The 19,051-nt window shown below is 47.4% G+C and carries 17 protein-coding genes; 12 read left to right on the top strand and 5 right to left on the bottom strand.

All coding sequences use genetic code 11. The features are described from left to right. Positions 1 to 528: 528 nt before the first annotated feature. The 3 genes from FYJ34_RS03885 to FYJ34_RS13700 all read left to right on the top strand — a co-directional run bounded on the left by FYJ34_RS03885 (position 529) and on the right by FYJ34_RS13700 (position 3,588). Positions 529 to 1,167: a helix-turn-helix transcriptional regulator gene (locus FYJ34_RS03885; RefSeq protein WP_173017053.1), complete on the top strand. Its 639-nt coding sequence runs from the start codon at positions 529 to 531 to the stop codon at positions 1,165 to 1,167. Positions 1,168 to 1,537: 370 nt separating this feature from the next. Beyond that, positions 1,538 to 2,518: an N-acetylmuramoyl-L-alanine amidase family protein gene (locus tag FYJ34_RS03880; protein ID WP_154476414.1), complete on the top strand. Its 981-nt coding sequence runs from the start codon at positions 1,538 to 1,540 to the stop codon at positions 2,516 to 2,518. Between the two features lie 218 nt (positions 2,519 to 2,736). Next, on the top strand, positions 2,737 to 3,588 hold the full coding sequence (locus FYJ34_RS13700; protein WP_154476412.1) for a patatin-like phospholipase family protein: 852 nt from the start codon (positions 2,737 to 2,739) through the stop codon (positions 3,586 to 3,588). Between the two features lie 177 nt (positions 3,589 to 3,765). Here FYJ34_RS13700 and FYJ34_RS03870 read toward each other — a convergent pair whose 3' ends face one another. After that, complete coding sequence (locus tag FYJ34_RS03870; RefSeq protein ID WP_320651825.1) at positions 3,766 to 5,055, bottom strand: aspartate aminotransferase type Ic; 1,290 nt, start codon at positions 5,053 to 5,055, stop codon at positions 3,766 to 3,768. A 419-nt stretch (positions 5,056 to 5,474) separates the two neighbouring features. Between FYJ34_RS03870 and FYJ34_RS03865 the strand changes: the two genes are divergently transcribed. Next, positions 5,475 to 6,833, top strand: coding sequence for an alanine/glycine:cation symporter family protein (locus FYJ34_RS03865; protein ID WP_154476410.1), 1,359 nt, complete (start codon positions 5,475 to 5,477; stop codon positions 6,831 to 6,833). A 107-nt stretch (positions 6,834 to 6,940) separates the two neighbouring features. Here the strand turns inward: FYJ34_RS03865 and coaBC are convergent, their stop codons facing one another. Beyond that, positions 6,941 to 8,152 carry a bifunctional phosphopantothenoylcysteine decarboxylase/phosphopantothenate--cysteine ligase CoaBC gene (gene coaBC / locus FYJ34_RS03860; RefSeq protein WP_154476408.1) on the bottom strand — a complete coding sequence of 404 codons (1,212 nt, stop codon included), beginning with the start codon at positions 8,150 to 8,152 and terminating at the stop codon, positions 6,941 to 6,943. Positions 8,153 to 8,399: 247 nt separating this feature from the next. On the opposite strand from coaBC, the gene FYJ34_RS03855 reads away from it, so the two are divergent. The 8 genes from FYJ34_RS03855 (at position 8,400) to FYJ34_RS03820 (ending at position 15,716) form a co-directional block, all read left to right on the top strand. Further along, positions 8,400 to 8,900 carry a GreA/GreB family elongation factor gene (locus FYJ34_RS03855; RefSeq protein ID WP_154476406.1) on the top strand — a complete coding sequence of 167 codons (501 nt, stop codon included), beginning with the start codon at positions 8,400 to 8,402 and terminating at the stop codon, positions 8,898 to 8,900. Between the two features lie 94 nt (positions 8,901 to 8,994). Then, positions 8,995 to 9,705: an IMP cyclohydrolase gene (locus FYJ34_RS03850; RefSeq protein WP_154476404.1), complete on the top strand. Its 711-nt coding sequence runs from the start codon at positions 8,995 to 8,997 to the stop codon at positions 9,703 to 9,705. A gap of 11 nt (positions 9,706 to 9,716) precedes the next feature. Continuing rightward, on the top strand, positions 9,717 to 10,892 hold the full coding sequence (locus tag FYJ34_RS03845) for a phosphoribosylaminoimidazolecarboxamide formyltransferase (protein WP_154476402.1): 1,176 nt from the start codon (positions 9,717 to 9,719) through the stop codon (positions 10,890 to 10,892). Between the two features lie 24 nt (positions 10,893 to 10,916). Next, positions 10,917 to 12,260 carry a phosphoglucosamine mutase gene (gene glmM, locus FYJ34_RS03840; protein WP_154476400.1) on the top strand — a complete coding sequence of 448 codons (1,344 nt, stop codon included), beginning with the start codon at positions 10,917 to 10,919 and terminating at the stop codon, positions 12,258 to 12,260. Between the two features lie 64 nt (positions 12,261 to 12,324). Next, positions 12,325 to 12,567, top strand: coding sequence for a preprotein translocase subunit SecG (gene secG, locus FYJ34_RS03835; RefSeq protein ID WP_276959776.1), 243 nt, complete (start codon positions 12,325 to 12,327; stop codon positions 12,565 to 12,567). A gap of 292 nt (positions 12,568 to 12,859) precedes the next feature. Beyond that, entirely contained in the window at positions 12,860 to 15,031 is a 2,172-nt protein-coding gene (gene rnr / locus FYJ34_RS03830; RefSeq protein WP_154476398.1) for a ribonuclease R, read from the top strand. After that, positions 14,994 to 15,461 carry an SsrA-binding protein SmpB gene (gene smpB / locus FYJ34_RS03825; RefSeq protein ID WP_154476396.1) on the top strand — a complete coding sequence of 156 codons (468 nt, stop codon included), beginning with the start codon at positions 14,994 to 14,996 and terminating at the stop codon, positions 15,459 to 15,461. Before rnr ends, smpB begins: the two co-directional genes overlap by 38 nt. Before the next feature lie 18 nt (positions 15,462 to 15,479). Then, positions 15,480 to 15,716 carry a hypothetical protein gene (locus FYJ34_RS03820; RefSeq protein ID WP_154476394.1) on the top strand — a complete coding sequence of 79 codons (237 nt, stop codon included), beginning with the start codon at positions 15,480 to 15,482 and terminating at the stop codon, positions 15,714 to 15,716. 181 nt (positions 15,717 to 15,897) lie between these two features. Here FYJ34_RS03820 and FYJ34_RS03815 read toward each other — a convergent pair whose 3' ends face one another. The 3 genes from FYJ34_RS03815 to FYJ34_RS03805 all read right to left on the bottom strand — a co-directional run bounded on the left by FYJ34_RS03815 (position 15,898) and on the right by FYJ34_RS03805 (position 19,050). Next, positions 15,898 to 17,106, bottom strand: a complete 1,209-nt coding sequence (locus tag FYJ34_RS03815; protein ID WP_154476392.1) for a coenzyme F420-0:L-glutamate ligase — start codon at positions 17,104 to 17,106, stop codon at positions 15,898 to 15,900. Between the two features lie 184 nt (positions 17,107 to 17,290). Continuing rightward, positions 17,291 to 18,298: a glutathione S-transferase C-terminal domain-containing protein gene (locus tag FYJ34_RS03810; protein ID WP_154476390.1), complete on the bottom strand. Its 1,008-nt coding sequence runs from the start codon at positions 18,296 to 18,298 to the stop codon at positions 17,291 to 17,293. 11 nt (positions 18,299 to 18,309) lie between these two features. Next, a complete protein-coding gene (locus FYJ34_RS03805) occupies positions 18,310 to 19,050 on the bottom strand; it encodes an amino acid ABC transporter ATP-binding protein (RefSeq protein ID WP_154476388.1) in 741 nt (246 codons plus the stop codon). Between the last annotated feature and the right edge of the window lies 1 nt (position 19,051).

The raw sequence follows: 19,051 nt of genomic DNA, 5'->3' as shown, positions 1-19,051 counted from the left end.
TGTGTGCGGGTGGTCATTATTCGTATTTGCCCCTGTGTCTTCTTTTTGCTATAATCTTCCTCATACGAGGTGGTTGCCAAAATGGAAAAGCATAGAATCGACGTGGATGATTCTGTGGAAAAGCCGTAGAAAACATACAAAAAACAGAGCCTATTCCGAAAAGAGATAGATCACAAAGCGGATAGGCTCTTTTTTGATGCTTAGAAAAGAACGGACGGCAGAGGAGAGGAAAGGGAGTGAATGAGAAAAGGCCTGCCGGATAAAGGATTCCCGGAACAATAAATATTGGAATAGGTGTTTGGAATGAGAGATTTAAAAGGAGAATCGGACTTTGAAGGCTACAAAAATCCACATTGAATTTTTAAACGGTTTGTGTATGATAAAAGTGGGTAAACCATTTAAAATCAAAGGGAGACAGAAAACAGAGTCCTTGCGATCTTGATGCAACAGTTTGTTGCTTTGATGTAAACCAGTGTAACTGGAATGAAATCTCTGAGTCAGGTATCCTTTTTTCAGGAGGTGAAAACTATGAGCAGGATAGGTGAGTCAATCAAGAAGCTTCGTATGGAAAACAGTATGTCCCAGGAGACACTGGCAGAGCGCCTGAATGTTTCCAGACAGGCGGTTTCAAACTGGGAAACGGGAAAAACGCAACCGGACGCACAGACGCTGATCCAGATAAGCGCTGTTTTTCAGGTGACGGTAGATGAGATCATACAAAACAGAATTGTGAAAAAGGAAAAACACAGAAGGTACCACTGGCTTGTCCCGCTACTTTCCATGCTACTTTCGGTGGTTCATTTCACTTTGGCACTAAAGGGTTTTCTAAATCCGGTGGGAGTGATGATTTCCGTCATGCTGGCTTCGGTCATTTCTCTGATCATGTACGCTGCTTTTGAAAATAGTATAAAGAACAGGGATTTTACCATGCTTGCAGGGTATAAAAAAGCATATGAAGCGGATCTTTCCAGATATGAAAGGCAGTTGCGTGTAACAAGCCAATTGGTTAGCGGTCTGTCCTTTTTACTGAATGTCCTGTATTTTCTGTTGTATATTTGCGCAGCCGATAAACGGCTGCTTCTCAGCATGAGCTTTTTGGGTGTATTCATCATAGGACTGGCGATGATCCTCTCTGCTGTAAACTTCAAATACAGACGCAGGGATTAAATGCGCGGAAATAGAAAAGAAACAGGATACAAGAGCAGGACTGCCTGGAAGAACAAGGCAATGTTGGCATAGCAAAATAATTTGCCCCTGTGTTTTCTTTATTACAATGTAAAGCACACAAAATGGCCTCACAAAATGGCACTGACAAAAACATAAAAATTGACAAAAAATAAACCGAAAATGGATTAAATAAGAAGTTATTTAAAAATGAAGAAAATGGAAGTGGCAAAGACCTGGAAGATTGGGGAATATAAACAAAAAATATTCTGAAAAATAATTATTTTATGAAATATTAAACAAAAAACATTGGCAAAAATAAAACGATATGATAATATAACATCATAAAAATATAGATAAGGAGGGAGATAAGATGAGAGTTTTCATGAGAAAAATAGGGGTCATAAGTATGATCGTGTCAATTTGTGTTTCCCAGCTATTTGTATTGGCAAAAGAGCGGGATGCAGCAAAACCCGAAAAGATTATCAGTGAGAAGACAGATTTAAGTGAGGTATATAGATCTAATGAAATGGGATCGCAGGCATCTGTATCGGGGCAGTGGATTAAGAATTCGGATGGAAGATGGTGGTACAGACATGCAGACGGGACATATACCCGTGGTGGATGGGAGTACATAGCTGGCCAATGGTATTTGTTTGATGCTGCCGGTTGGATGTTGTTCGGCTGGCAACAAGTAGGTGGAACATGGTATTATCTGGGAACTGCCGATGATGGAGCTATGAAAACAGGATGGCAGAAGCTGGGAAATTTCTGGTATTATCTGGGAGATGCCAATGACGGAAGCATGAAGAGCGGTTGGCAGCAGATTATGGGTACCTGGTATTATCTGGGAGACGCCAATGACGGAAGCATGAAGAGCGGTTGGCAACAGATCCGTGGTTTCTGGTACTATCTGGGAGACGTCGAAGATGGAGCCATGCGGGAAGAATGCTGGGTAGGTCCGTATTATGTAGGAGAAAGCGGAGCCTGGATCCCGGGATATTCGGAAACGAAGACCGTAAAAAAGGTCAGTGTTTGCATGCAGTATGGAAGTGCGGAAAGCGCACAGGAAAAAATAGAAACAGAAGAGAAGGAAGCAGTAAAAAAAGTAACAGAGTATGTCAGAGGATTGAAACAGATCCGGTTGAAAGAGTCTTCGCAGATTATGGGCGGCAACTATCATATCCGACTGGATTACACGGACGGAACCTATCAGAGATATTTCTTCTCTCAGGCAGATATGGAGGGAAATACAGTTGCGCTGTCCAACGGAAAATACTTCCATTATCAGGAAAGAGATCTGGAAGTACTGTGGAAGTCACTGGGCGGAACGATTCCGGAGATGGAAAAATAGCAGGCGGCAGATGTTGCAAATAGGTATAGAAGGATTGTAACATCCGGCTCTAAAACCAGGTGTCAAAAAGCCTGGTTTTTGCGTCCTTTCCTTGCATATAATCGATTTCCGTCTCAGATCCTCCGCGACTCTTGAAGCAGTAGGCTGCGCAGGAACGAATTTGCTTCCGCCTTTTCTTTTTGCTATAATCTTCCTCATACAGAAAAGGAGATGATCGTATGAAGACAGGACTGGTTCTAGAAGGCGGAGGCATGCGCGGAATGTACACCGAGGGAGTGCTGGATGTGATGCTGGACAATCAGATACATTTCGACGGGGTGATCGGTGTGTCCGCAGGGGCGCTGTTTGGCGTAAACTTTCTGTCGGGACAGAAGAAGCGGGCGCTTCGTTACAGCAAAAAATACAATGGGGATAAGGATTACATGGGAATTCGGCCTCTGCTGCGGGAGGGCAATATTGTAAGCACCAGGCTGGCTTATGAAAAAATTCCCAAAGAATGGGACAAGTTTGACGATGAGGCGTTTCAAAAAAGCGGGGTTCCCTTTTATGCCGTAGTGACGGATATAGAAACAGGAAAGCCGGAATACATTCGGATCGAAAGCGGATATGAGCAGATGGACACTCTGCGGGCTTCCGGCTCCATGCCGTTCGTGTCAAAGCCGGTGGAGATCAACGGAAAAAAATATCTGGACGGAGGGATCACAGACAGCATTCCGGTGGAAAAGTTTCAGGGGATGGGATATGACAGGATCGTGGTGGTACTGACCAGGAATCTGGGGTACCGCAAGGAGCCTATGTCGCCCCTTTTTTGGAAATATACCTATCGGAAGTACCCCCATCTCAGAAAATGTCTGAAAGAACGTCACAATATGTACAACAGCACCATCCAGAAGATCCGGGTGCAGGAAAGAGAGAAGAAGCTGTTTGTGGTTCGCCCTTCTCAGGCGATTCAAATCAGCCGGGTGGAAAAATCGCCGGAAAATCTCCAGAGGGTCTATGACCTGGGAGTAGCGGATATGCAAAGGAGGATAGGCGAACTAAAGAGATATCTGAAAGGGGAAGACCGGTAAGAAGATAAGCCGGACAAACCAGAAAGACAGAAAACAGAAAGTGAAACAGGGACAGCAGCCAAAGCATTTCCTCCACAAGGATGGAGAAAAAACGCTTCGGAACTGTCCCTGTTTGAAGTTGGTGGTACAACACTGAAGCATTTCAAAAAGAGAAGAAGGAAAACGTCAGTGGAATAGCTAGGCCTTTTCTGCCAGAAGCTTTTCTACGCTGGCCAGCTTCACACTCAGTACAAAGACCTGTGCGGCAGCTTTCAATTCTCCGGCAGTAGGATAGGAGGGGGCGATCCGAATATTTTTATCACAGGGATCCTTTCCGTAAGGGAAGGTAGCTCCGGCGCCTGTCATAATCAGTCCGGCCTCTTTGGCTTTGGAAACGATGGCTTTGGCACATCCGTCCAGAGAATCAAAGGAGATAAAATAACCTCCCCGGGGAGCGATCCAGGATCCGATCCCCAGTCCGCCCAGCTCCTTCTCCAGAGTTTCCAAAACAGCGTCAAACTTGGGACGCAGAATATCCGCATGCTTCTTCATATGCGCAGTCATACCGTGGATATCCTTGAAAAATCTGGCATGGCGCAGTTGATTCAGCTTGTCGTGCCCGATGGTCTGACACTGCATCTGTCTGCGGATATCTGCCAGATTGCCGTCGGAGGAAGCCACCGCTGCGATTCCGGATCCGGGGAAACTGATCTTGGAGGTGGAAGAAAATTTGTATACCAGATCGGGATTTCCCGCCTGCTTACATTCCTCCAGGATTTCCAGAAGAGTATCCTGCTTGTCTTCATAGAGATGGTGGATGCCATAGGCATTGTCCCAATAGATGCGAAAATCTTCAGCCGCCGGCTTCAGGCGGGCAAATCGGCGGACGGTCTCGTCAGAATACGTGATCCCCTGAGGATTGGAATATTTGGGAACACACCAGATCCCCTTGATAGCGGGGTCTGCCTGTACCAGATCTTCCACCATATCCATGTCCGGCCCTTCTGTGGTCATGGGAACCGGGATCATTTCGATCCCAAAATATTCGGTAATGGTAAAGTGGCGGTCATATCCGGGGACGGGACAGAGAAACTTGACCGCATCAAGTCTGGCCCAGGGAGTGCTGCCCATGACGCCGTGGGTCATGGAGCGCGCCACCGTATCAAACATAATATTCAGACTGGAGTTGCCAAAGATCACAATATTTTCTTTTGGAACCTCCATCATATCGGAGAGAAGCTGCTTTGCCTCTGCAATGCCGTCCAGCACCCCATAGTTTCTGCAGTCTACACCTTCGGAACAGACCAGTTGGGAGTCGCTTCCCAGCACGTCCATCATCCCCATGGAAAGATCCAGTTGATCGGCAGAGGGCTTTCCGCGGGACATATCAAGGGAAAGTCCTTTTGCCTTTTCTTCCTCAAACTGTGCTTCCAGGGCGGTCTTTAGTTCCTGCAATTCTTCTTTGGATAATTCTGCGTATGGTTTCACAACACTTCCTCCGTTTCTCTTCCTGTTATCTAGTACCTCATTCTAGCACAAAATGCAGAAAGGTCAATAGATTCCTGCAAAATACAGGCTTAAAATTCCAAAATCGGCATAAATAATAAACAAAAATGAAATATAAAAGAAAAATTTATTCAAAAGGAAAAAGAACGGACATGTGGAAGAAGGAAGAAGACCGTCGGAAAAGCAAACCGCTGCCGGATTTTGGACAGATCTTTTTAAATGAGGGAGAAGAGGGAGCAAAAAAGAGATTTGCGAAGTCGGAGGGATAAAAAGATTGATAAAAAAATAGCAGAAAAACAGCCAAAACAGACAAAAAGGATTGCTGAGAAAACCAGAATGTGTTACAATATTAACAAAGTGAGTGATTCCTAATTACAATGAAAGATGAGGAGGACAAATGTATGGACACACTGAATTTGATCAAGGACTTTTTGTGGGACAAGATCCTGATCTATCTGCTGTTGGGAACCGGAATCTTTTTCACCGTTCGTCTGGGATTCCCGCAGATCGTTAAGCTGCCGCAGGCAATGAAGGAGGCCTTCGGGGGAGTCTTTCAGAAAAAAGGCGTAAAAGAAGTCGGACAGGTCAGCTCCTTTGCAGCGCTGGCAACGGCCATTGCGGCACAGGTAGGAACCGGAAATATCGGCGGAGTGGCTTCTGCCATTATGACGGGAGGACCGGGAGCGGTTTTCTGGATGTGGGTATCGGGAATTTTGGGAATGAGCACGATTTTTGCCGAGGCGGTTCTGGCACAGGTGTTCCGCCAGGAAAAAGACGGGCAGGTTTACGGAGGACCGGCATACTATCTGTCAAAAGGTTTGAAGAATAAGACGCTGGGAAGAGTGATGGCTGTGTGCTTTGCCGTATTCATTATCCTGGCGCTGGGAATCGCCGGAAATATGGTGCAGTCCAATTCTATCGCACTTTCTCTGGAACAGGGCTTTGGGATCAAGCCGTTATATACAGGTATTCTGCTGGCGGTGCTGGTGGGACTGATCGTGGTAGGAGGTGTCCAGAGGATCTCCAAGATTGCAGAGCTGGTGGTTCCTTTTATGGCAGCCATTTTCATCATCGCGGGAGTGGTTGTAATCATAAAATACCATGGACAGCTGGGATCGGTATTTGCAGGGATCTTTACGGCAGCTTTTACTCCCAGGGCAGTGCTGGGAGGAAGCGTGGGATTTGCAGTGAAAAAGGCGATGCAGCTTGGTCTGGCGAGAGGTTTGTTTTCCAATGAAGCGGGTATGGGATCTACCCCTCACGCACATGCAGTTGCAAATGTGCCGCATCCGGTCAACCAGGGACTGGTCGCTATGGCAGGCGTGGTAGTGGATACTCTGATTATCTGTACCATGACGGCGCTGGTGGTACTGCTGACAGGCGCACAAAATGTCTCCGGCAAGCTGGGACTGACCTCCGTAGCCGTAACGCAGAAGGGATTTGAACTGGCCTTTGGGACAAAGGGCGTCATGTTCCTGGCAGTCAGCCTGTTTTTCTTTGCCTTCACCACAGTGATCGGCTGGTACTATTTTGGCGAAGCAAATATTTCCTATCTGTTCGGGAAAAAGGGGATCCTTCCTTATCGGATAGCGGTCATCCTTGCCATCCTGGTGGGAACGGTACTGAAAGCACAGGCGGCATGGGATCTGTCGGACCTGTTTAACGGACTGATGGTCATTCCCAACGTAGTGGGGATCCTTCTTTTGTCGGGGATCGTAGCGAAAAAGAAAAAAGAGTTTGAGAACCTTCCGAAACAATAAAAAACGCTGCTTTTGAGGCCTTGCCCCAAAAGCAGCAGGAAGATACGGAGTCTGGAAAACAGAAAGAATCTGTCCGGCTCCCTTCATGAAAGGCAGTTAGAGTGCTGTCAGTCATGGAGGGAGCTGTTTTTTCGCTGTTGAAGGATCGTGGTCAGAATCTGATGGGAAACCTCCTCTTTTGAAAGAAGCGGAAGCTCTTTTTCAAAATCCTTCCCGATCAAAGTGACCTTGTTGGTATCGGTCTGAAAACCGGCGCCGGGTTCTTTCAGATGATTGGCAACGATCATGTCCAGACGTTTTTTTAGAAGCTTTTTGCGGGAATTTTCCAGAAGATTTTGTGTTTCCATAGAGAATCCGCATAGAAACTGTCCGGCTGGTTTTTGCTCTCCCAAAAAGGAAAGGATATCCCGGGTCCGCGCAAGCGGAAGGGAAAGAGCATCCCCGGATTTTTTGACTTTTTCATCGCTGATAAAAGACGGACGATAGTCTGCCACGGCAGCGGCTTTTATGATGATGTCCATACGGGAATGGTGGTCTTTCACGGCTTCAAACATATCCTGCGCCGAAACCACCGGAACGGTATGGACAAACAAAGGCGGGGTCAAAGCCGTTTGGCCGCTGACCAGAGTGACAGAAGCCCCTCGCTGTGCGCAGGCTTTTGCAAGGGCATATCCCATCTTTCCGGAGGAATGATTGGTAAGATAGCGAACCGGATCCAGCGCCTCCTGTGTGGGACCTGCCGTCACCAGAACCTTCAGTCCTTCCATATCTTTCGGAGCGGTGCAGGCACGCTGGAGATACTGTAGCAGCAGTTCAGGCTCCAGCATCTTTCCGGCGCCCTCGTCGCCGCAGGCAAGCCTTCCGGAAACCGGGTGGGCGATGGTAAATCCGTCCGCCTCCAGAAGAGAAAGATTGCGCCGGGTGGCCGGATTTTCATACATTCCGGTATTCATGGCGGGGGCGACGATCTTGGGGGCCCTGCTGGCAAGGAGAGTGGTAGACAGCATGTCGTCTGCAAGACCATGAGCAAGCTTGGCCAGAACATTGGCGGTGGCAGGGGCCACCAAAATGGCGTCTGCCTTCTGTGCCAGGGAAACATGAGCTACCTGAAATTCAAAGTTCCGATCGAAGGTGTCCACCACACATTTGTGTCCGGTCAGAGACTCAAAGGTCAAAGGAGAAATAAACTGTGTGGCATTGGCAGTCATAATGGTACGGACGTCAGCTCCTTCTTTCACCAGCAGACTGGCGAGGGCCGCGCTTTTATAGGCGGCGATTCCGCCGGAAATGCCAAGTATGATGGTTTTTCCTTTTAACATAAAATATCCTCCCTGAAAATAAGCTGATTTTACTATACTCTGTTTGACAGAGGGTTGCAAGCCTGCAGAGGGGGAAAGAAGAAGCGGGTACTTTGAAAATCCCATGGAAAATCCGGAACAGAATGTGTTATGATAAAACGCAGCACATTTCGAAGGGAATGGTTCTGTTAAGCCATTCTGAAAAACCAGGAAGGAAGAGAATAGATACAGGGTCTGCAGACTTGAGAGAGCGAAAGGAAGGAAAAAAATGAGAGAGCGACTGACAGACAGCGACATTGCAAAAATCAAGGAAGAAATTGAATACCGGAAGCTGGTAGTCAGAAAAAAAGAACTGGAGGCGGTGAAGGAGGCCCGCGCTCACGGAGACCTGAGTGAAAATTTTGAATACAAGGCGGCAAAGCAGGATAAAAACCGTAATGAAAGCAGAATCCGTTACCTGGAAAAGCTTCTCAAGCATGCCGTGGTGGTTTCGGACGATTCCCGGGAAGGAGAGGTGGGGATCAACAACACGGTGGAACTGTATTTTGAAGAAGAGGAGGAGGTCCAGACCTACCGGCTGGTGACCAGTATACGGGGAAACTCCCTGAAAGGACTGATCAGCATCGAGTCCCCTATTGGAAAAGCGATCCTGGGAAAGAAGGAGGGGGACCGGGTGGAGATCCCGCTGGGAACGGAGACGATCCATGTCCGGGTCAGGAAGATAGAAAACACGCAGGAGGATGAAAAAGATACGCTGCGGAAGTATTAAGTTTTACTGGTAAACCAGGCGGGGGTTCTATATAATGGAACCAGACAAAAAGCAATCAGGCAAACAAAAGGATCGGGAAAGGAAAGGATGTATCATGGATAAGATTGAACAGTTGTTGCAGGAAAATACATACCCGGGCAGAGGGATCATCCTGGGGAGATCAAAAGACGGATCCCAGGCAGTCGTGGTCTATTTTATCATGGGACGCAGTGAGAACAGTCGTAACCGGATATTTGTGGAGGATGGCCAGGGAATCCGTACACAGGCATTTGATCCGTCCAAGATGACAGATCCCAGCCTGATTATTTATGCTCCGGTCAGGGTACTGGGCAATAAGCTGATCGTGACCAACGGAGATCAGACGGATACCATCTACCGGGGAATGGACAGGCAGCTGACCTTTGAGCAGTCTTTAAGAGAGAGGACCTTTGAGCCGGACGCCCCCAATTATACGCCCAGGATTTCGGGGATCGTTCATATAGAGGCCGACACCTTCAACTACGCGCTGTCTATTTTAAAAAGCAGTCAGGGCAATCCTGACAGTTGTCAGAGATTTACTTTTGCCTATGAGAATCCGCTGCCGGGAGAGGGGCGCTTTATCCATACATACGAGAGGGACGCAGATCCCCTTCCCAGCTACAGCGGGGAACCTAAGACCATAGAAGTCGAGGGAGATCTGGATGTATTTACAGAAAAGATCTGGAGCAGTCTGAATGAGGAAAATAAAGTATCCCTGTTTGTGCGGTTTATAGACCTGCAGACGGGAAGCAGCAGGACGAGGATCATCAACAAAAACGGCCGGTAAAGGAGAAGATCATGAAAGAACTGGAATTAAAGTATGGATGTAATCCCAATCAGAAACCTTCAAGAATATACATGGAAGAGGGAGAGCTCCCGGTGGAGATCCTGGGAGGGAGGCCGGGATATATTAACTTTCTGGACGCCTTCAACGGCTGGCAGCTGGTAAAGGAGCTTCGGGAGGCGACAGGACTTCCGGCAGCCACTTCGTTTAAGCATGTGTCTCCGGCAGGCGCGGCGCTGGGGCTTCCGCTGACAGAAGACCTGGCGAAGATTTACTGGGTAGAGGATATGGGAGAGCTGTCTCCTCTGGCATGTGCCTACGCCAGAGCAAGAGGAGCCGACAGAATGTCTTCTTTCGGAGACTTTATCGCATTGTCTGATGTGTGTGATGAGGCGACGGCCAGACTTATAGCAAGAGAGGTGTCGGACGGCGTGATCGCGCCGGGATTTACACCGGAGGCATTGGCGATCCTGCAAAAGAAAAAGAAAGGAAATTATAATATTATCCGGATAGATCAGGACTATGTCCCCAAGGCGCAGGAAAAGAAGGAGGTGTACGGGATCACCTTTGAGCAGGGACGAAACGATCTGGCTGTCAGGGACGAGCTGTTTTCTTCTGTGGTGACCGCGAAAAAGGAGCTTCCCGGGGAAGCGATCCGGGATATGAAAGTGGCCATGATCACATTAAAGTACACCCAGTCCAACTCCGTCTGCTATGTGAAGGACGGGCAGGCTATCGGTATCGGTGCAGGCCAGCAGTCCAGGATCCACTGCACAAGGCTGGCAGGAGGAAAAGCGGATAACTGGTGGCTGAGACAGCACAAAAAGGTGATGGAGCTTCCCTTCCGGGAGGATATCAGACGGGCAGACAGAGACAATGCCATCGACCTTTATATCGGAGAGGACTATCTGGATGTGCTGGAAGAGGGAGCCTGGCAGAAGATCTTCCGGGAAAAACCGGAGGTCTTCACAAAAGAAGAGAAGCGGGCATGGATGGATCGGCTGACGGAGGTTACGTTGGGGTCCGACGCTTTCTTCCCGTTTGGGGACAATATTGACAGGGCCAAAAGAAGTGGCGTAAAATATATTGCACAGCCGGGAGGTTCTGTAAGAGATGACCACGTGATCGAAAGATGCAATGCTTACGGCATGGTCATGGCCTTTACAGGCATCCGCCTGTTTCATCACTAGAAGAAAAACAGAGAGGATAATTATATGGGAAAATATTTTGGAACGGATGGATTTCGCGGAGAGGCGAATGAAGTGCTGACGGTGGAGCACGCATTTAAGGTAGGCAGATTTCTGGGATGGTATTATGGACAGGACCACAAAGCGAGGGTCGTGATCGGAAAGGATACCAGAAGAAGCAGTTACATGTTTGAGTATGCGCTGGTGGCAGGACTTACCGCGTCGGGCGCCAACGCCTACCTGCTTCATGTGACGACCACGCCCAGCGTATCCTATGTGACAAGGACAGAGAACTTTGACTGCGGGATCATGATCTCTGCCAGCCACAATCCCTTCTATGACAATGGGATCAAGGTGATCAACGGAAAAGGACATAAGCTGGAAGCAGAAGTGGAAGCAGAGATTGAAAAGTATATCGACGGGGAACTGGGAGAACTCCCCTTTGCCAAAAAGGAAGCCATTGGCTGTACGGTGGATTACGCAGCGGGAAGGAACCGGTACATCGGATATCTGATCTCTCTGGCCACCAGATCCTTTGAAAATATGCGGGTAGGACTGGACTGCTCCAACGGAAGTGCGTTTTCCATTGCAAAGAGTGTGTATGACGCACTGGGAGCCAAGACCTATGCCATCCACTGTGAGCCAAACGGAACCAACATCAATGCAGAATGCGGCTCCACCCACATTGAAAAGCTGCAGACCTGCGTCAGGGAAAACAAGCTGGATGTAGGCTTTGCCTATGACGGAGATGCGGACCGGTGTATTGCGGTAGACGAAAACGGAAATGTGGTGGACGGGGATCTGATCCTTTATGTCTGCGGCAAATACCTGAAGGAAAACAACCGCCTGAACCAGGACACCATCGTTACTACCGTCATGTCCAACCTGGGACTTTATAAAGCATGCGACCGGGCGGGACTGCGCTATGAGAAAACGGCAGTGGGCGACAAATATGTCTACGAAAACATGGTGCAGAATAAGTATTCCCTGGGGGGAGAACAGTCCGGACATATTATTTTCAGCAAACATGCAACTACGGGAGACGGGATCCTGACCTCCCTGATGATGATGGAAGTCATGCTGGAAAAGAAACAAAGCCTGTCCAAGCTGACGGAGGAAGTGAAGATTTATCCGCAGCTTTTGAAAAATATTCGGGTAGAGGATAAGAAAAAAACCCGGGAGAATCCGGCGGTGGAAGCGGCGGTGGAAAAGGTGGCAGCCGCTCTGGGAGACGACGGACGTATCCTGGTAAGAGAAAGCGGGACGGAGCCGGTGGTCCGTATTATGGTGGAGGCTTCCAGCGATGAGCTGTGCGAGCAGTATGTAAACCAGGTGGCAGAGGTGATCCAGGAGCAGGGCTTGGCAGTATAAAAAGCTTGCAAGGACAGACCCTCTGTGATAGAATAACAGTGTTTATGTGCAGGAGGTGCAGAAAGTGGGAATTTTAAAGACGGTATTGATGATCTTATTTGCGATGGATTGCATTGCGTTGACGGCGATCGTGCTGATGCAGGAAGGAAAGTCGGCAGGACTGGGGACGATCAGCGGAATTGCAGATACTTACTGGGGACAGAATAAGGGACGTTCCATGGAAGGAGCCCTGGAGAAGTCCACCAAGTTTCTGGCGATATTGTTCATTGTTTTAGCGGCAGTTTTAAATTTAAAGGTATTTGGCTAGAGGATACGGATGCGACAAGGTCCGATCCGGCAGATAGGGAAATGAGGCGCTCCGTCGTGAAGTGGCCCCGCAGTCAGGCAAAGACTCTGGCGGTGGGAGCACTTTTGAGGAGTGTCTTTTTTGTTTCACAGGAACCTGTGTCCTATGAAACAAACATACTTCGCCGGGACCGCACTGCGGCGATGTGGATATGCGTTGCAAAAGCACTTGGCCGCAAGCAGAAGATCCTGCCATGTGGGATTCTTTCCTACGCGGCAGGAAGAAAGAAAAAGGCACATAGGAAAGGAAAAGAATGAAAAAAGAAGAAAACAAACGAAAAGAAGTGGTCTACGAATGGATCTGTGACCGGTCTTATGTGCCTATGCGGTTTCGGGATCTGGCAGTTATGCTGGATGTGAAGGCCGAAGAGAAGGAAGAACTTGGACAGATTCTGGAAGAACTGCAGAAGGAAGGCAGGATCAGAAAGACAAGGCAGGGAAGGTATGAAAAGCAGAAAGAGGAGACCTGCGTGGGGCTCTTTCAGGGACATGCCAGGGGCTTTGGCTTTGTCTGTGTACCGGGAGAAGAGGACGATATTTTTATCGGGGAAGAGGCCGGAAACGGCGCTATGGATGGGGATGAAGTGTGTATCCGAATCAGGAGCGGCTCCGGAAGGAGACGGCGGGAAGGAGAGGTGATCCGCATCCTGAAAAGAGGAGTGACCTCAGTGACGGGGCTGTATCAGCAGCAGCCGGAAAAGGGTTATGGATTCGTGCTGCCGGATAACCGGAGACTGGGACAGGATATTTTTGTGCCAAAAGAAAAGTCTGGGGGAGCAAAAGACGGACAGAAGGTAACTGTCCGACTGGTGGATTACGGAAACGACCGAAAAAAGCCGGAAGGAGAAGTGACAGACATCCTGGGATTTGCGGGGGAGAAAGGTGTGGATATTCTTTCCCTGATCCGGGGAAACCAACTGGAAGATACCTTCCCTGAAAGAATCCTGAACCGTGCAAAAAAGACGGCTACAGAAGTGAAAGAGGGCGATTACAACGGACGGAAGGATGTAAGAGAATGGCTTTTGATAACCATTGACGGGGAAGATACCAAAGATTTTGATGATGCTGTTTCACTAACAAAAGAAGGAAAAGAATTTCTTTTGGGAGTCCATATTGCAGATGTTGCCAATTATGTACAGGAAAACAGTGGAATAGACAAGGAAGCAAAAAAGCGGGGAACCAGCGTATATCTTCCGGACCGGGTACTGCCTATGCTGCCGGAAGCGCTCTCCAACGGCATCTGTTCTTTGAATGCGGGGGAGGACAGGCTGGCTCTTAGCTGTCTGATGCGGATCAACGAAAAGGGAACGGTCACCAGTCATGAAATTGCAGAAACGGTGATCCGGGTTCAAAAAAGAATGACATACGAGGCGGTCCAACGCTTTTTTACCGAAGAAGATGCGGAAGGGATCCCGGGGGATATACAGGAGATGCTGAATGAGATGAGGCAGTTGTCGCACCTTCTCCAAAAAAGGAAGCAGGCAAGGGGGACCATCGACTTTGATTTTCCGGAGGCGAAAATAGAACTGGATGAAGAAGGAAAGGTCAGCCGAATCAGAGTCAGAGAAAGAAACGAGGCAACCAGGCTGATAGAGGACTTTATGATCCTTGCCAATGAAACGGTGGCAGAGGAATACTTTTGGAGAGAGCTGCCTTTCCTTTACAGAAATCACAAGGGACCAAAAGAGGAAAAAATAAAAGAATTAAAAACATATCTTCATGCGATGGGATATCCTCTGCGAAAAAGTGAAAAAACGGTAAAGCCGAGAGAGTTTCAAAAATTGCTGCGCAGTATTCAAGGGAAATCCGAAGAGCCGTTTATCAGCAGGCTGGTGCTGCGATCCATGCAGCAGGCAAAGTATGAAGCGGAAAATGCAGGACATTTTGGACTGGCGTCCTCCTGCTATACACATTTTACCTCGCCGATCCGGAGGTATCCGGATCTGCAGATCCATCGGATCATAAAGGATCTGCTGCGAGGCCGGATGGATGAGGAAAAAACGGAGCATTATCGGCGGATTTTGCCGGAGGTGGCTTTACACGCAGGAGAAATGGAGAGAAAGGCGGAAAAGGTCCAGCAGGAAGCAGAAAAATTAAAAAAAGCGGAGTTTATGGAGGCTCATCTGGGAGAGGTTTATGAGGGAAGGATCTCAGGACTGAACAAATGGGGCATCTATGTGGAGCTTGCGAACACGGTAGAGGGAATGATCCCTGTAGCAGGACTGTACGATGACCAGTATGAATACCGGGAGAATACGGGAGAATTGGTGGGGATACACAGACACAGGAGATTTCGCCTGGGAGAGGAACTGAAAGTCCGGGTGACAGCCGCCGATACGCGGACACGTACTGTGGATTTCGAGCTGGTGGGAAAAGGAGAAAAACAAAATGGCAAACACAGGAATAAAATTGATCGCCAACAATAAGAAAGCTTATCATGACTATTTTATTTTGGATACATTTGAGGCCGGCCTTGCCCTCCACGGAACGGAGGTAAAATCCCTTCGCATGGGCAAATGCAGCATCAAAGAGGCGTTTGTGGGGGTGGAGAACGAGGAAGTATACATCTACGGAATGCATATCAGCCCCTACGAAAAGGGAAATATTTTCAATAAGGATCCTCTGCGGGTGAGAAAGCTTCTGATGCATAAATGGGAGATCCGCAGACTTGTGGGGAAAACAAAAGAAAAAGGGATTACCATCATGCCCTTGAAGGTATACTTCAAAGGAAGTCTGGTAAAAATAGAGATCGGCATTGCAAAAGGGAAAAAGCTGTATGACAAGCGCCAGGACATTGCGAAAAAAGACCAGGCCAGGGAGGCTCAGAGGGAATTTAAAGTGAGGAATCTGGACTAGAAGGGAAAAGGAGGCTATATGGTACCGGTAACATACGAAAAATTAAGGGAACTTGTGTCCCGGACGACAGTAGATATTTACGAGGAAATGACGCCGCAGGTGGTGCAGCTGATTCAAAAGACCAAGGAAGACGCCGCTCTGACAGAAGCACAGAAGCAGGATGAGATTTCCCTGCACCTGCTGGGCTATGTAAAGTCCTGCACCAATGAGATCCTGATAGAAGTGCTGGCAGAAATTCTGGGGCTGAAAGAATGAAAAGGAAGATATAAAAACATAAGAATAAAAGAAAGTAAAAAACATCTTTTGGAAGATAAAAATCCTGCTGCTTCTTAAAACAAAAAAGAGGAATCCTCCCGGTCAGAGTATGACAAGGAGAGATTCCTTTTTCTGGTACAAACGGATCTACAACGCCGGCAGATATCAGGAGGTCTGCTGCCTATGCCGTGTAATTGTCGAAATATCCTTTAATGTAGACGAAGGGAGTCCCCTTGTCTCCACTGCCGGAAGTCAGGTCGCACAAAGAACCGATCAGGTCGGTCAGACGGCGCGGTGTGGTTCCCTGAGCTGCCATGTGGTTTCCCAGATGCTCCTGCTTTTCCGAAATAGACCGGCGCACGGCTTCCTTCAGCGCATCACCGGTGAGATGCTTGAACGCATTATCGGCCAGATACTTCAGCTTTACTTCGTTGGGCGTACCTAAAAGGCCGTCCGTATAACCGGGAGATACCACGGGATCCGCCAGTTCCCAGATCTTTCCTACCGGGTCTTTGAAAGCGCCGTCTCCGTATATCATAACCTCCACCTGCTTTCCCGTCTTTTGCAGAAGTTGTTTTTGCACATTCTTTACAAAGGCATCACAGTCAACGGGAAACAGTTTGATGGTCTCTTCTGTGGATTTGTTGGAACCCAGCAGTCCGTATTCCGGATGGAATCCGCTGCCATCGACAGAGGCGTTCAGGATATCGTCCATGCCCAGTACAAGCCTGGCGCCCGCTTTTTTCAGCAGCCGTTTGGTCCGAAAACGGGTGTGGATATCGCAGGTCAGAACGGTATCGGTAAAATCTAAAATGGCTCTTGGGTTATTGGAAAAAATAATTTCCGCCTCACAGCCCTCTGCCTGGATGAGCTCTTTGTAGTAGGTGACATAATCCATCTGCGTAAAGGTATGGCAGGATTTGCCAAAAAGAGACTCAAATTCCTCCTGCGTCAAGGTGTCCGTATAAGGATCGATCCCTTTTTCATCTATCAGGTCGATGTCTACCAGATGATTGCCCACTTCATCAGAAGGGTAGCTTAGCATCAGGACGATCTTTCGTGCGCCCCTGGCAAAGCCTTTCAGACAGATGGAAAAGCGGTTCCGGCTTAGGATGGGAAAGATCACGCCAATCGTATCACCGCCCAGTTTGGCTTTGACATCTGCGCCGATCTGGGAAATCGTGGCATAATTGGACTGTGAGCGTGCCAGAATGGATTCTGTCACAGCCAGTATATCCCGGTCCTCCACCTGAAATGCTCCGGAAGCAGCCGCCTCTAGCACGGTGTTGACCACAATGTCCTGCAGAGGATCTCCTTCCTGAACGATGGGAGCCCGAAGCCCCATGGAAATGGTTCCGATTCTGCGTATCTGTTCAGTCTGTTGTTCCATAAAAACTATCGTGGAAGATGCCCGAGAAAGGGACAGTTCCACTCTCCTTTCATTTCGGTTTAAACTACACCTTTATTATAGCAAGTTAAAAAGATAGTACAATATAAAAATGATGCGAAGAAACTTTGCAGTAAATACGATGATGGAAAATATGGAAAAAATAGTGAAAACCTGCAAAAAAAGATCAGAAGAACAGTTTCAAAGGAGTCTGACTGAGAAGACTTCTTTGTTGAGGAGAGTTCCATAGTGCTTCGTAATCTATCTGATCCCAGAAACGAGCGTTAAAGGTTTGAAATTCTTTCCCGGGAACTCGCCTCTCTTTTGCATATTCAGAAAAGAAGGTATGCCGCTGAAATGCTTTGACAGAATACAGATCTCTGGCATAGTCCCAAAGATTTTTGTAGTCCACAAGCCTCTGACGAATAGGACCAAGGAATCTATAATAGGAACAATCCAATCGAGTGAGCGTAACAAAGAGCCGGACGTCACTATCTGTGATATAGTCACCAAATAGGAATCTTTGTGTTTTTAGACGGAGATCAAGTGTCGAAAGCCCATCGAAGAAATGAGAGAAGGCTTTTTCATAAGCGGTAATTTTTTGTGCGAAAAACATTTGATAAACTCCATTATTGATATGAGAATAGAGCCAATCGTTCATTTGTTGAATATCATTTCGCAGAAAAACGGGATACAGATCAGGGGTGTTATTTGAATCAAAGGAACGAAAAAATGTTTCCAGATAGTAGGGAAGATTTCGAAAGTCGTTGTTGACTATTTTTCCGGTAGAAACATCAATAAGAGCTGGAACAGTAGCTCTACCGAAAAAAGAGGGGTCTGTTCGAAGATAAAGCTCGCCGAGAAAATGAACATTTAAAAAAGGATCCATACCATTTTTTTCGCGAAAAAAGCTCCATCCAAGCTCGGGAGATTTTGGATGAATTTCGGCATATCCTATAGTGACAATGCGAGAAAGATGAAGTAGGTCACACAGGATGGACAGACAGTTAGACCAGCAGCAACCCTTTGATAAAATCAAACGATATTTTTGTGAAATTACTGAGGTTTCAGAAGGAGTTTCACTGAAGGGAGTAGAAAATCTAGGGAGTTGTCGGATGAATTCACCCTCTTCATTAATTTCAAAATCAATGGCGTTGGGTCTGTAAATTGGACTTTGAGAATGAACTCTTTTCATATTTTTCTCCTTTATAAGTTTAATGAAAATTTTTGTAGAAATTGGCGTGTGCGCTCTTTCTTGGGAGCAGTAAACAATGTCATAGGATCTCCTTCCTCTACAATTTGGCCATGTTCCATGAACAGAACATGATCAGCAATCTGCCTTGCAAATTCCATTTCATGGGTGGCAATAATCATGGTGGTGTGTTTTGCGGCCAGTTTGTAAAGGAGATGTAGGACTTCTCCGACTAATTCGGGGTCAAGAGAGGAAGTGGGTTCGTCAATCAACATAACTTTTGGATTTACGGCAATCGCTCGTCCTATTCCAATTCTCTGTTGCTGCCCGCCCGATAATTGAGAAGGATAACTGTCTTTTTTTTCCGAAAGACCGATTTCATCTAAAATACGGAGAGCTTCTGCATTTGCAAAAGAGGGACTTAATTTTTTTACAGAAAGAAGGGGCTCTAAAATGTTTTCCAAAGCAGTCTTATTTTTAAACAGGTGATAATTTTGAAAAACCATAGAGGTATTTGAACGAAGGTGATAAATTTCTTTTTTCTTCGCCGCCCGTGCATTTACAGTTACATTTCCGATAGTGATGATTCCGTTCGATGGTCTTTCTAAATAATTTAAACAGCGTAGTAGTGTTGACTTTCCGGTACCAGAAGGTCCGATTAAAACTAAAATTTTACCTGGGTCTAAGTGGAACGAAATTCCATTCAAAACTTGTAGTTTTCCAAAACTTTTTTTTAATTCTTTCACATCTACCATA

The organism is Suipraeoptans intestinalis, from assembly GCF_009696485.1.
In the GTDB taxonomy this organism is placed as follows: domain Bacteria; phylum Bacillota; class Clostridia; order Lachnospirales; family Lachnospiraceae; genus Suipraeoptans; species Suipraeoptans intestinalis.
The sequence above is the reverse complement of the archived record's forward strand: the minus strand, read 5'-3'. Positions and strand labels throughout refer to the sequence as shown.

Excerpts from the sequence above, each read along its gene's own strand:
- FYJ34_RS03885 (WP_173017053.1), top strand. The coding sequence starts at position 529 with ATGAGCAGGATAGGTGAGTCAATCAAGAAGCTTCGTATGGAAAACAGT.
- FYJ34_RS03880 (WP_154476414.1), top strand. The coding sequence starts at position 1,538 with ATGAGAGTTTTCATGAGAAAAATAGGGGTCATAAGTATGATCGTGTCA.
- FYJ34_RS13700 (WP_154476412.1), top strand. The coding sequence starts at position 2,737 with ATGAAGACAGGACTGGTTCTAGAAGGCGGAGGCATGCGCGGAATGTAC.
- FYJ34_RS03865 (WP_154476410.1), top strand. The coding sequence starts at position 5,475 with ATGGACACACTGAATTTGATCAAGGACTTTTTGTGGGACAAGATCCTG.
- coaBC (WP_154476408.1), bottom strand. The coding sequence starts at position 8,152 with ATGTTAAAAGGAAAAACCATCATACTTGGCATTTCCGGCGGAATCGCC.
- FYJ34_RS03855 (WP_154476406.1), top strand. The coding sequence starts at position 8,400 with ATGAGAGAGCGACTGACAGACAGCGACATTGCAAAAATCAAGGAAGAA.
- FYJ34_RS03850 (WP_154476404.1), top strand. The coding sequence starts at position 8,995 with ATGGATAAGATTGAACAGTTGTTGCAGGAAAATACATACCCGGGCAGA.
- FYJ34_RS03845 (WP_154476402.1), top strand. The coding sequence starts at position 9,717 with ATGAAAGAACTGGAATTAAAGTATGGATGTAATCCCAATCAGAAACCT.
- glmM (WP_154476400.1), top strand. The coding sequence starts at position 10,917 with ATGGGAAAATATTTTGGAACGGATGGATTTCGCGGAGAGGCGAATGAA.
- rnr (WP_154476398.1), top strand. The coding sequence starts at position 12,860 with ATGAAAAAAGAAGAAAACAAACGAAAAGAAGTGGTCTACGAATGGATC.
- smpB (WP_154476396.1), top strand. The coding sequence starts at position 14,994 with ATGGCAAACACAGGAATAAAATTGATCGCCAACAATAAGAAAGCTTAT.
- FYJ34_RS03820 (WP_154476394.1), top strand. The coding sequence starts at position 15,480 with ATGGTACCGGTAACATACGAAAAATTAAGGGAACTTGTGTCCCGGACG.
- FYJ34_RS03815 (WP_154476392.1), bottom strand. The coding sequence starts at position 17,106 with ATGGAACAACAGACTGAACAGATACGCAGAATCGGAACCATTTCCATG.
- FYJ34_RS03810 (WP_154476390.1), bottom strand. The coding sequence starts at position 18,298 with ATGAAAAGAGTTCATTCTCAAAGTCCAATTTACAGACCCAACGCCATT.
- FYJ34_RS03805 (WP_154476388.1), bottom strand. The coding sequence starts at position 19,050 with ATGGTAGATGTGAAAGAATTAAAAAAAAGTTTTGGAAAACTACAAGTT.